This window comes from Bacillus sp. NEAU-Y102, assembly GCF_054788175.1.
Genome location: NZ_JBTWFK010000010.1, coordinates 83,318 through 95,665, shown reverse-complemented (window position 1 = coordinate 95,665; position 12,348 = coordinate 83,318). Strand labels below are relative to the sequence as shown.

10 protein-coding genes are annotated in these 12,348 nt (G+C 34.1%); 5 read left to right on the top strand and 5 right to left on the bottom strand.

Going from position 1 to position 12,348, the window contains the following annotated elements:
- Nucleotides 1-107 precede the first annotated feature (107 nt).
- Both ACYFX0_RS23200 and ACYFX0_RS23195 read left to right on the top strand, forming a co-directional pair.
- Nucleotides 108-1,076, top strand: coding sequence for an ABC transporter substrate-binding protein (locus tag ACYFX0_RS23200; protein ID WP_460271964.1), 969 nt, complete (start codon nt 108-110; stop codon nt 1,074-1,076).
- Nucleotides 1,077-1,456: 380 nt separating this feature from the next.
- Nucleotides 1,457-2,806, top strand: a complete 1,350-nt coding sequence (locus ACYFX0_RS23195; RefSeq protein ID WP_106082007.1) for a peptide MFS transporter — start codon at nt 1,457-1,459, stop codon at nt 2,804-2,806.
- A 37-nt stretch (nt 2,807-2,843) separates the two neighbouring features.
- On the opposite strand, the gene ACYFX0_RS23190 is transcribed toward ACYFX0_RS23195, so the two are convergent.
- Nucleotides 2,844-3,023 (bottom strand): acid-soluble spore protein H, encoded by a 180-nt coding sequence (locus ACYFX0_RS23190; RefSeq protein ID WP_000382679.1) that lies wholly within the window; start codon nt 3,021-3,023, stop codon nt 2,844-2,846.
- 191 nt (nt 3,024-3,214) lie between these two features.
- Nucleotides 3,215-3,502 carry an ArsR/SmtB family transcription factor gene (locus tag ACYFX0_RS23185; RefSeq protein WP_001075219.1) on the bottom strand — a complete coding sequence of 96 codons (288 nt, stop codon included), beginning with the start codon at nt 3,500-3,502 and terminating at the stop codon, nt 3,215-3,217.
- 947 nt (nt 3,503-4,449) lie between these two features.
- On the opposite strand from ACYFX0_RS23185, the gene ACYFX0_RS23180 reads away from it, so the two are divergent.
- Nucleotides 4,450-6,069, top strand: a complete 1,620-nt coding sequence (locus tag ACYFX0_RS23180; protein ID WP_000109120.1) for an L-lactate permease — start codon at nt 4,450-4,452, stop codon at nt 6,067-6,069.
- A 39-nt stretch (nt 6,070-6,108) separates the two neighbouring features.
- Here the strand turns inward: ACYFX0_RS23180 and aspA are convergent, their stop codons facing one another.
- From aspA to gloA2, 3 genes are all read right to left on the bottom strand, one after another.
- Nucleotides 6,109-7,542, bottom strand: a complete 1,434-nt coding sequence (gene aspA / locus ACYFX0_RS23175) for an aspartate ammonia-lyase (RefSeq protein ID WP_000562136.1) — start codon at nt 7,540-7,542, stop codon at nt 6,109-6,111.
- A 173-nt stretch (nt 7,543-7,715) separates the two neighbouring features.
- Nucleotides 7,716-9,014: a hemolysin family protein gene (locus tag ACYFX0_RS23170; protein ID WP_460271963.1), complete on the bottom strand. Its 1,299-nt coding sequence runs from the start codon at nt 9,012-9,014 to the stop codon at nt 7,716-7,718.
- Between the two features lie 108 nt (nt 9,015-9,122).
- On the bottom strand, nt 9,123-9,509 hold the full coding sequence (gene gloA2, locus ACYFX0_RS23165) for an SMU1112c/YaeR family gloxylase I-like metalloprotein (protein ID WP_001017673.1): 387 nt from the start codon (nt 9,507-9,509) through the stop codon (nt 9,123-9,125).
- Between the two features lie 91 nt (nt 9,510-9,600).
- Between gloA2 and ACYFX0_RS23160 the strand changes: the two genes are divergently transcribed.
- Complete coding sequence (locus ACYFX0_RS23160; RefSeq protein ID WP_000668872.1) at nt 9,601-10,779, top strand: NupC/NupG family nucleoside CNT transporter; 1,179 nt, start codon at nt 9,601-9,603, stop codon at nt 10,777-10,779.
- Between the two features lie 331 nt (nt 10,780-11,110).
- Complete coding sequence (locus ACYFX0_RS23155) at nt 11,111-12,127, top strand: LCP family protein (RefSeq protein WP_002083775.1); 1,017 nt, start codon at nt 11,111-11,113, stop codon at nt 12,125-12,127.
- Nucleotides 12,128-12,348 lie beyond the last annotated feature (221 nt).

Genomic DNA, 12,348 nt, shown 5'->3' with positions numbered 1-12,348 from the left:
AACGGAAATGAGAATTATTTTCACCCATATATATTGACAATTAAAAGATAAAGGCTTAATATCATGCTTGCTATTGAAAAATATTCTCAACATGTAGGGGGTACATAATGAATTTCATGCGGAAGAAATCGTTTACAGTATTTGTATTTTTACTAGCATTTTCAATGCTTTTAAACGCTTGTGGAAAATCAAGTAACAAAGAAGAATCTACAAAAGAAGATAATAAAAAAGAAGTGGTTACTGTAGAACATGCAATGGGTAAAACAGAAGTTCCTGCTAATCCAAAACGTGTAGTTATCTTAACAAATGAAGGAACTGAAGTTTTACTTGAATTAGGTGTGAAACCAGTTGGTGCTGTAAAGTCTTGGACTGGTGACCCATGGTATCCACATATTAAGGATAAAATGAAAGATGTAAAAGTTGTTGGTGATGAAGGACAAGTTAACGTTGAAACAATTGCTTCTTTAAAACCAGACTTAATTATCGGTAACAAAATGCGTCACGAAAAAGTGTACGAACAACTAAAAGCAATTGCACCTACTGTGTTCTCAGAAACATTACGTGGTGAATGGAAAGATAACTTCAAATTTTATGCAAAAGCATTAAATAAAGAAAAAGAAGGTCAAAAAGTTGTAGCTGATTACGAATCACGTATGAAAGATTTAAAAGGCAAACTTGGCGATAAAGTAAATCAAGAAATCTCTATGGTTCGTTTCATGCCTGGTGATGTTCGTATTTATCATGGTGATACATTCTCTGGTGTTATTTTAAAAGAACTTGGATTTAAACGTCCTGGAGATCAAAACAAAGATGATTTTGCAGAGCGTAACGTATCTAAAGAGCGTATTTCTGCAATGGATGGTGACGTATTATTCTACTTCACATTCGATAAAGGAAATGAGAAAAAAGGATCTGAATTAGAAAAAGAATATATTAATGATCCGCTATTTAAAAATTTAAATGCAGTAAAAAATGGTAAAGCATACAAAGTTGATGACGTTATTTGGAATACAGCTGGTGGCGTAATGGCCGCTAACCTACTATTAGATGACATCGAAAAACGCTTTGTTAAATAATATTTCCTTAACCAGCTCCCTTCTATGGAGCTGGTTATTTTTCAATTCACTTAAATGTCACATTATTTCGTTTTGTATTTTTATTCCCAATATGTTATATTGAGAAAGTAAATAGAATATATTTTCTTTATATCAGAATAAATATTTTAATCTAAATTTTCTGATTAATCACTATTTTATTTTCTTTTAGAATTCAATTATTACATTTGAAAACGCTTATCATCTTGTTTTCAGGGCAAAATACAGTAACGGTCGAAGAAAAATAGAACTTTTTCAGAAATTTTCTTTCTATTTCCATATAATTCTATTGACTTCTAAATATTTTGTAAATTAAAATGATTACATAAATATCCGTTATACAGGATTAGGGGGAAACAAACATGGATGCAGCTTTAAAATTAGACAAAGCTGGAGAGCAACAATCACCAAAAAAACATCCACCAGGGTTATACTTGTTGTTCTTTACAGAGGCATGGGAAAGATTTAGTTATTACGGAATGCGTGGCTTATTAGTTCTTTATTTAACAACGAGCTTAGTAAGCGGCGGTTTAGGATTTGATAAAGCAGTTGCAGTTCAAATTTACGGTATTTTCACAATGCTTGTATATTTCACACCTATTATTGGTGGTTGGTTAACTGACCATTTCATTACGAAGCGACATGCCATTACTATTGGTGGTATCATCATGGCAATTGGTAACTTCGTACTATTTTCAATGAATACGAAAACTGGACTATTTTTAGGATTAGGATTATTAGTTATCGGTAACGGATTCTTCAAACCGAATATTTCGACTTTATTAGGTCAATTATATAGTGAAAACGATTCTCGTCGTGATAGTGCCTTCACTATCTTCTACATGGGGATTAACTTAGGAGCTCTTATCGCTCCATTCATTTGCGGTTACTTCGCAGATTATAGATACGGTTTCTTAACAGCTTGTATCGGTATGATTATTGGACAAATTGCATTTAACTTATTAGCACCTCGTTACTTAGGATCAGCTGGAACAACAGTTGTGGGTAAAAAATCTAAAGAACAAAATGCAAAAGCTGTTGAGAAAAAACCTTTAACACCACAAGAGAAAAAACGTACTGTTGCAATTTTAATTTTAACTTGTTTCGTTGTATTCTTCTGGGCAGGATTTGAACAAGCTGGTAGCTCTTTAACACTTTACACAGATAAGTTCGTAGATCGTACAATTGGTGGATTTACAATTCCAACACCTTGGTTCCAATCTGTAAACCCACTATTCATTATCTTACTAGCATTACCTGTTTCTGCGTTATGGATTAAGCTTTCAAAAACAAAAAATGGTGATTTGAAAATCCCAACAAAAATGGCATTAGGTATGATTTTACTAGGGATTGGATATTTAGTTCTAACTTTAGCTGTTTTAAAAACTGGTAGCGATGAAGGTAACATTACAATGAAAGCAAACTTACTATTCATTGTATTCACTTACATGTTCCACACAATCGGTGAGTTATTCTTATCACCAATCGGATTATCTATGGTAAGTGCAATCGCTCCTGTTAAACTAGCATCATTATTAATGGGTGTATGGTTAGCTGGTACTGGCTTCGCAAACTTATTAGCAGGACAATTAGCCGCTTTCACTCAATCTTTAGGATATTTAGAAGTATTCGCAAGCATCGGTATTATCGTAATTGTACTGGGATTAGTACTTCTTATGTTCTCTAAGAAAATTGCACATATGATGGAATAACAAAAAGACGCTTCTAAAATTAGAAGCGTCTTTTTTATTATTTCTCCTCTAAAGCTGTCACGTCCACATGAACGCTCTCACCAGGATTAGATACATCATACACTTGAGCACTCCCCTTCTGCTCATCACAGCTCTCAATCCATACTGGTACGCCCTCATATGTAACGTCAATTCTACTTGAAGAAGATAAGATTTGTTTCACACGTTTCACATCCATACTACTATCCCTCCTTTTGCTTACTACACTCCTTTCTATTTTTTCTTTTCCTTTTAGAATATATTCGGTAAGGCAGCATATTGATTAATAGTCATTTCTACCTCACATGCTAATATTTACTCTCTCGCTACCTTTCTGACAAATAAAAAAAGACGTATATTCTACACGTCTTTTTCCATAATATTCAAATTTTAAGAAAATAATGTTTTTACTACCGCACTTACTTTATCATTATGGATTTGATAATACACTTCTAATCCTCGTCTTTCAAAGCGCACTACTTTATTTTGCTTTAACTTCGTTAAATGTTGTGAAACCGTTGATTGCGGAATTTCTAATACTTCCTGTAGTTGTGTTACATTACATGTTCCTCTTTGCATAAGTTCCATTACTAGACGTAGACGAAGTGGGTGAGCTAACGCTCTTAACATTTGTACATCTTCTTCTGAAATACGACATTCGAATTGATTTTGGTTCATAAAGTTCCCCTCATTTTCGTTTTTATTTGCGTTTTTATGTTCTTTTTATTTATTTATATATCTGTTCTTATATTTCCTGTTACGACATAACTTTATCAACCTATAAAGCCGAAAATTTTTTCCATCTTCATCAGCAAAAATTCAGGAAAAAATCCTTGCTGATTTTGAATATTATACTATATGATATAACGAAAAAGCAAAATAATGGCCTACGAATACTTTGCTTACAAACGTTGTTTTATCAGGCTTTTTGTTATATTTTCACCTCATTGAAATGCACAGTAACGGTATTGTAAAATATCGTCTATAATTGATAACCTATCGTAATGTAGTTGAACTATACTTAACCTCTTTGTTACGCTAAAAGGAATTTTCAGTAAAAAGAGATGATATGGTATTAAAAATTTGTTTCTTATTTTTTATTCGTATTGCAAGCGGTTGAATTGTTGTGAAAAACTTCCTATTAAATCCACTCACCGTTCCTCTCTCACTAAATCAAACAGGACAGATAAGTGCATATATCAAACTTTAATCAGTAGGGTTTTTGTTCATCCCCACTGATTATCAGCCCTCACCAACCGGGCGTTTACTGGCAGCCCGATCCCCACCTAACTTCTTTGCTTCCGCTGAATTTTGAGGTGTGGGTCTTACTGCCCGTTAATGCGGGATAAGAGACGGCATCTAATATACACCTATAGGGAACATGCCATCTGAATAAGCAAAATAATATGCAAATAATTTATACAGCACACTTAAATTCATTTGAGTGTGTTTTTTGTCTACTTTATGAACAAAGCTTTTCTTTTAACACTATTATGGAATAATTATACTTTTTTACGTTGACAATAGTGTTGAAGGAGAATATACTAAGCATGTAAGTTGATTGTGAATAGTTTCACAAATAATGTGAATTTCTTCACATATAATAGATAGGAGTTGTCATTATTATGAGTACTTGGACACAAATTTATGATCCATTAAACAATATTTGGTTATCTGCACTAATCGCAGCACTTCCAATTTTCTGCTTCATCATTTGTTTAATGGGACTGAAAATGAAAAGTTATATCGCTGGTCTTTACAGTGTGATTGTCGCTATTATTCTTGCAATATTTGTTTATAAAATGCCAGCAACAGTAGCTGTAGCATCTGCTGGATTCGGTGTTTTATCTGGATTTTATCCAATTTGTACTATCGTTATCGCCGCAATTTTCCTTTACAAATTAACTGTTAAAACAGAGCAGTTCAATATTATTCGCGATAGTATTTCAAGCATTACAAATGATCAACGTTTACAAGTATTATTAATTGCTTATTCTTTCGGTGCTTTCTTAGAAGGCGCAGCTGGTCTAGGGGTTCCAGTTGCTATTACAGCTGCACTACTTGTGGGTATGGGCTTTAATCCATTAAAAGCAGCAGGTATTTGTTTAGTAGCTAATATTGCTGGTGGTGCTATGGGTGCTATGGGTATTCCAGTTACAGTACCGGCACAATTAACTGAACTTGACGCATTAACTATTGGTCGTCAAACTGTTCTTATTTTACCTTTCATTAGTATTATCTTACCTTTCTTACTTGTTTCAATGGTCGATGGAGTTAAAGGTATTAAAGAAACTTGGCAAGGTATTCTTGTAAGTGGTGTTTCTTTCGCTATTACTCAATTCGCTGTAACTTACTTCTTAGGTGCAGAACTTACTAATATTTTCGCAGCCGTTGTAAGTATGATTGCTCTTGCATTATTCTTACGTGTTTGGCAACCAAAATCTTCTACTAAAGAAGAAAAACAAGAAACTAAAGTATCACATACATTCAATCAAATTTTATATGCTTGGTCTCCATTCGTATTCTTAACTGCATTTGTAACAATCTTTAATTTAAAACCAATTAAAGCTTTATTTGCTCCAGATGGTGCGTTAGCAAACTTAGTATTTAACATTCAGTTCCCTGGTCTTCATAATGCTGTTATGAAAACTACACCAATTACAAAAGCTGATACACCTTTCGCAGCTGTTTTCAAATTTGATGTATTTTCTTCTACAACTACTGCGATTGTACTAGCAATTATCGTTTCACTTATCGTTTACCGCGTAAAAGGTAAAATGGTTAAAGAATTAATGATTGAAACAATGAAAGAATTAAAAGCTCCAGTATATACAATTTGTAGCGTTATCGCTTTAGCTTACGTAGAGAACTACTCTGGTATGTCATCTACACTTGGACTTGCATTCTCATCTACTGGTAATGCATTCCCAATTCTTTCTCCAATCTTAGGATGGATTGGCGTATTCATTACAGGTTCAGTAGTTTCAAGTGGTTCTTTATTCGCACCACTGCAGGCAGTAACAGCAGACCAATTAAACATCGTTCCTTCTACACTCGTTGCCTTAAACGTGGTAGGTGGTACAATGGCAAAAATGGTTTCACCACAATCTGTAGCAGTTGCTTGTGCCGCAGTTGGACTAGTTGGTAAAGAATCTGCTCTATTTAAAACAGCAATGAAATACAGTTTAATCTTCTTAGCTGTTATTAGCTTACTTCAATTAAACGCTGTGTTTAATATCTTTTAAAAATAAAACACCGATCCAAATGGATCGGTGTTTTTCACATTATATTTTTTTATTTTTTAATAAAGAAGCTCCAGCAATTTCAGGATGTGTCATTTCGAATGGATCTAAAATAATATCCAATTCTTCTTCTGTCAGTACACCATGTTCTAAACATAACTCCCTAACAGATTTTCCTGTTTCAATTGCTTCACGTGCAATACGAGATGCTGCTTCATAACCAATATGAGGATTAACTGCTGTAATAATTCCAACACTTTTCTCAACATATTGCTTCAGCAATTCTTCATTTGCTGTAATTCCTTCAATACAATATTCACGGAATACACGGAATCCATTATTCATAATACTTATAGATTGAATTAAATTAAATACAAGCACAGGCTCCATTACGTTTAACTCTAATTGTCCTGCTTCTGATGCTAAGCAAATTGTATGATCGTTTCCGATTACTTGGAATGCGACTTGGTTAATTACTTCTGCCATAACTGGATTTACTTTTCCTGGCATAATGGATGAACCTGGCTGACGTGCTGGCAATTGAATTTCAGCTAACCCAACACGTGGACCAGACGCCATAATACGAAGATCGTTTGCAATTTTAGACATGTTCATCATACATACTTTAAGCGCTGCAGATACTTCTGTGTATGCATCTGTATTTTGCGTTGCATCAACTAAATGCTCTGCACCAACAAGTGGGAATCCACTAAACGTTCTTAAATGTTTTACCACTTGTTCAATATACGTAGGATTTGCATTTAATCCTGTACCAACAGCTGTCGCCCCCATATTCACTTCATATAAATGTTGACGAGACTGTTTAATTCTTTTTATATCACGCTCAAGCACTCGGCTATACGCTTCAAATTCTTGTCCAAGGCGAATTGGAACTGCATCTTGTAAATGTGTGCGTCCCATTTTAATAACGTGATCAAACTCTTTTGCTTTTTTACGAAAAGCAGAATGAAGTTCTTCCATTGTAATAAGAAGCTCTTCTAACATCATAAGAGTTGCAATATGAATCCCTGTTGGAAACGCATCGTTCGTTGATTGGGCCATGTTCACATGAGTGTTTGGGCTAATTTTCGCATATTCCCCTTTTTCATATCCCATACGCTCTAACGCTCTATTCGCAATTACTTCATTTGTATTCATATTAATAGAAGTTCCGGCTCCGCCTTGAATAGGATCCACGATAAATTGATCATGAAACTTTCCATCAACAATTTCTTGCGCTGCTTCTGCAATTTCATGTCCAATGTCTTTAGCTAAGTAACCAGTATCTATATTCGCAAGTGCCGCTGCTTTTTTCACAATTGCCATTGCTGTAATGAGTGATGGATGAATGCGGTATCCTGTAATTGGGAAGTTTTCTACGGCACGTAATGTTTGTACACCATAATAAGCTGCACTTGGTACTTCTTTTTCACCTAAAAAATCTTTTTCTATACGTATATCCTTCGTTGCTATCATTTTTATCACCTATACTTTTTCATTCTAAATCCTTATCCAAAAAATCCGCCCTCTAAAAACACGAGTATCATTCAGAAGAATTTTTCAGTATCCACCTTCACTATATAGCACCTTTTTTGAAAGCGCAAACATTTATTTTTCTGTATATCCTTTTTATTAAAGTTTATAGAAAATCATTCTTCTACTTTCCTTATTTCCACTCGTTTAATTTGATGCATATCCTTTTCAAGGACTTTAAAATAAAAACCGTGTTTCTCAATAACATCTCCTTCAGCAACGATTTGTTTTTGTACCATAGTCCAGCCACCAATTGTATCTACATCATCAGCAATTAAATGTATGCCAAGCAAATCATTTACTTCACTAATAAGCACTTTTCCCTCTACGATTTTATATCCTTCACTTACATGCTCTATAGGTGGATTCTCATCTTCATCGTATTCATCTCGAATTTCTCCAACAATTTCTTCTAAAATATCTTCTAGTGTAACAATCCCTGCTGTACCACCATATTCATCATATAATACAGCTAATGGAATGTGTTTTCTTTGCATTTGTAACAGTAAATCATGAATTGGAATATTTTCTAGCACTTCAATAACTGGCCTTGTATATGGCATAATTGAGCACTCCTCGTCCCGATTACCATCCATATAACGAATAAATAAATCTTTTACATTTACCATCCCAATAATTTCATCTTTATCTTCACCAAATACAGGATATCTCGTGTACTTTTCTTGTGCGATGACTTTAATATGTGTTTCAAATGGTTCGTCCTCATATAAGCCTACAACTTCCGTACGAGGTACCATAATTTCTTTTGCTACTCTATTATCAAATTCAAAAATATTATTTACATATTTAAATTCCCTTTGGTTAATCTCTCCGCTCTCATAGCTCTCAGATAAGATTAACCTTAATTCTTCTTCTGAATGAGCTACTTCATGTTCAGAAGCTGGATGTAATCCGAATAAACCAGTTACAACCCTCGCTGAACCATTTAAAGCCCAAATAAACGGGTACATAACTCGGTAAAAATAAATAAGTGGTTTCGATAACAATAAGCTAACTTGTTCTGCTTTTTGTATAGCAAATGTCTTTGGAGCAAGTTCCCCAATGACAACATGTAAAAATGTAATTACTGCAAAGGCAATAATAAATGAAACTGTACTGGAAATTGCAGGTGAGAATTGTAATTTTAAAAACAACGGCTCGAGTAAATGTTTAATAGTTGGTTCCCCTAACCACCCGAGCCCTAAAGCAGTAATTGTAATACCTAGCTGACAGGCCGATAAATACTCGTCTAAATTTGAAGTTACCTTTTTAGCTGCCAGTGCACCTCGTCTTTTTTCACTAACGAGTTGATCAATACGACTGCTACGTACCTTAATAATTGCAAATTCAACAGCCACAAAAAATGCTGTTAACCCAATAAGAATGACTACCATCAATAATTTTAAAATATCCACATATGCTCTTTAGCTCTCTTAGCTAAAGTTACACCTCCTTTTAAAAAGAAGTTTCACTTTAGTTTCTTCAATTATTGGAAAGCAACTCTATATAAAATCCACCAATTTTCAAACCTCATACAATTCTAAAGGTAAACCATCAGGGTCTTGGAAAAAGACGAATTTCTTCCCCGTTATTTCATCAATACGGATTGGTTCTGTCTTAACACCACATTGGTTTAAATGCTTCACAGCTTCTTCTATATTTGTAACAGCAAATGCTAAATGTCTAAGACCGGCTGCTTCTGGAAAACTTTTGCGCTCAGGCGGATTTGGAAATGAAAATAATTCGATTTGATACTCTTCTCCTACACATAAATCTAATTTATAAGAATCTCGTTCCTTTCTATATACTTCATTTATCTCTTTAAACCCTAATATTCTAGTATAAAAATTCTTTGACCTCTCATAATTCGAACAAATAATTGCAACGTGATGCACTCTACATATATTCATACTCTCTCTATTCCTTTCTTTACCAAAGATGCATATTCTCCCTTGAAATGAAAAACATATATAGCAGAATATCTCTTTTAGGGGGCTTATCATGAAATTCATTACTTTTTTCGTCGGACTAATTGTTGTTTTCTTACTCGCTTATATTGCTAGCAACAATAAGAAACATATTAAGTTTAAACCAATTTTCATCATGCTTATTATACAGTTAATTTTAACCTACCTATTATTAAATACAGAAATCGGTCTCATACTTATTCGTGTCATTTCCAGTCTGTTTACAAAGCTACTCGAGTATGCTGCTGATGGAATAAATTTCGTATTTGGTGGTATTGCAAATAAAGGTGAAATGCCATTTTTCCTTACTGTATTATTACCAATCGTCTTTATTTCTGTTTTAATTGGTATATTACAACATTTCAAAATACTACCATTTTTTATTCATTGGATCGGGTACTTTCTTAGTAAAATAAATGGTCTTGGGAAATTAGAATCTTACAATGCTATTGCCTCTGCCATTGTCGGTCAATCAGAAGTTTTTATTACAGTGAAAAAGCAATTAGCTCAAATTCCAAAACACCGTCTTTATACACTTTGTGCCTCTGCTATGTCAACCGTATCTATGTCTATCGTAGGTGCCTATATGACAATGATTGAACCTAAATATGTAGTAACTGCACTCGTTCTCAATTTATTTAGCGGTTTTATTATCGTACTCATCATTAACCCTTACGACGTTAAAGATGACGAAGATATTTTAGAAATCAAAGGTGAAAAACAAAGCTTTTTTGAAATGCTTGGAGAATACATTCTTGATGGTTTTCGTGTAGCCATTGTTGTCGGCGCTATGCTCATCGGATTTGTCGCATTAATTAGTTGTATTAATGACCTGTTCCTCATTATATTCGGTATTACGTTCCAACAATTAATCGGCTATGTATTTGCGCCTATCGCATTCCTTATCGGTGTACCAAGTTCTGAAATTGTCGCAGCTGGCAGCATTATGGCAACGAAGCTTGTAACGAATGAATTTGTCGCAATGATGGACCTTAGTAAAATTTCTAATAGCCTTTCTCCCCGTACAGTTGGGATTATTTCTGTTTTCCTTGTGTCTTTTGCCAATTTTTCTTCCATTGGTATTATTTCAGGTGCGGTAAAAGGACTAAACGAAGAACAAGGAAACGTTGTTGCGAGGTTTGGCCTTAAATTACTATATGGAGCTACTCTCGTTAGCATTTTATCCGCAATTATCGTAAGCATTATGTTGTAATTAGGTAAAATTTTATCATTTTCTTATCCCTATCTTTTGTATACAATAACGAATAGATGTCTTATAAAGTGAAACTTTACTCAGAGGGGCTATCCCCCTCTGAGTATTAGCCTTCACCAATCGGGCTTTTACGGGCAGTTAACTCCCACCTAACTTCCTTGCGTTCGCTGGACTTTGAGGTGGGAGTTTTACTGCCCGTTAATGCGGGATAAATAATCAAGACATCTATTTTTTATACATGTACAATCGCTTTTATTTAGCGTAAAATATTTTTTATGTGTTTGAATACACTTCTAAATGTATATACTTCGATAGTTTTAAAGGAGAAAAAATGATGAAATCCGACCCGAACAACAATACGCGAGCCAGAAAAGGACGCTCAAAGAAAAAACGCCTACTTTGGTTCCTTCTTATTCCATTACTAATTGTAGCACTTGGAGCAGGAGGCTACTCCTTCCATATATACAGTAAAGCAAAGTCCGTCTTAAATAATGCTTATGCTGAACTAGGTCGAGGAGATAAGTCCAGTAAACGTGAAAAAGCTGTTAAACCTATGACCGACAACATTTCTGTACTAATTATGGGTGTTGATGAAAGTGATATTAGGGAAAAAGGTTATGGAAAAGCAACTCGAACAGATGCGTTATTACTTGCAACAATTAATAAAAACGATAAATCCGTTAAACTTGTAAGCATTCCACGTGACTCACGCGTCTACATTAAATCACGTGATAAATACGATAAAATCACACATGCGCACGTATTCGGTGGTGTAGACAGCACAATTGATACGGTAGAGAACTTTTTAGATGTTCCAGTTGACTACTATGTAAAATTCAACTTTAAATCATTTATTAAAATTGTTGATTCCCTTGGTGGTATTACTGTAGACGTTCCAGTTGAGTTCACAGAGCAAAATAGTAAAGATGAAGCAGATGCAATTCATCTAAAAAAAGGACGTCAACATTTAAATGGAGAAGAGGCACTGGCACTGGCTAGAACTCGTCATATCGATAGTGATTATATGCGTGGTCAACGCCAACAGCTTGTATTAGAGGCCATTGCTGAAAAGGCACTATCTCTTAATTCCATTAATAAAATCGGAGGCCTACTAGACGCTGTCGATAAAGACTTAAAAACCAATTTAACTTTTGATGATATGATGACAATTACAAAAAATTCAATGGATTCAAATTTAAAGATGGAAAAAATGCAAGTAGAAGGTACAGATAAATATATAGGCGGTATTTATTATTACGTTCCAAATGAAAAAAGCGTCAATAATATTTCGACAAAACTACAAGAACATCTCGGTGTTACGAATAAAAATGAGCATAAAAAATTATAATAAAAAGGCTGCTAGATTTCTCTAGACAGCCTTTTTATTATATTTTTCAACATATTTTTCATACACATTGTGACAAGAAGTGACAATTATTACAGCGGTGTAACATTTTTTATGAAAACATTACACACACAGTGAAAATAATAGTATACTAGTACGTACATAATGTTATTTTCATCATTTTTATACAAAAAATGTAATACATATATTTATACATAAATTTC

Excerpts from the sequence above, each read along its gene's own strand:
- ACYFX0_RS23200 (WP_460271964.1), top strand. The coding sequence starts at position 108 with ATGAATTTCATGCGGAAGAAATCGTTTACAGTATTTGTATTTTTACTA.
- ACYFX0_RS23195 (WP_106082007.1), top strand. The coding sequence starts at position 1,457 with ATGGATGCAGCTTTAAAATTAGACAAAGCTGGAGAGCAACAATCACCA.
- ACYFX0_RS23190 (WP_000382679.1), bottom strand. The coding sequence starts at position 3,023 with ATGGATGTGAAACGTGTGAAACAAATCTTATCTTCTTCAAGTAGAATT.
- ACYFX0_RS23185 (WP_001075219.1), bottom strand. The coding sequence starts at position 3,502 with ATGAACCAAAATCAATTCGAATGTCGTATTTCAGAAGAAGATGTACAA.
- ACYFX0_RS23180 (WP_000109120.1), top strand. The coding sequence starts at position 4,450 with ATGAGTACTTGGACACAAATTTATGATCCATTAAACAATATTTGGTTA.
- aspA (WP_000562136.1), bottom strand. The coding sequence starts at position 7,542 with ATGATAGCAACGAAGGATATACGTATAGAAAAAGATTTTTTAGGTGAA.
- gloA2 (WP_001017673.1), bottom strand. The coding sequence starts at position 9,509 with ATGAATATATGTAGAGTGCATCACGTTGCAATTATTTGTTCGAATTAT.
- ACYFX0_RS23160 (WP_000668872.1), top strand. The coding sequence starts at position 9,601 with ATGAAATTCATTACTTTTTTCGTCGGACTAATTGTTGTTTTCTTACTC.
- ACYFX0_RS23155 (WP_002083775.1), top strand. The coding sequence starts at position 11,111 with ATGATGAAATCCGACCCGAACAACAATACGCGAGCCAGAAAAGGACGC.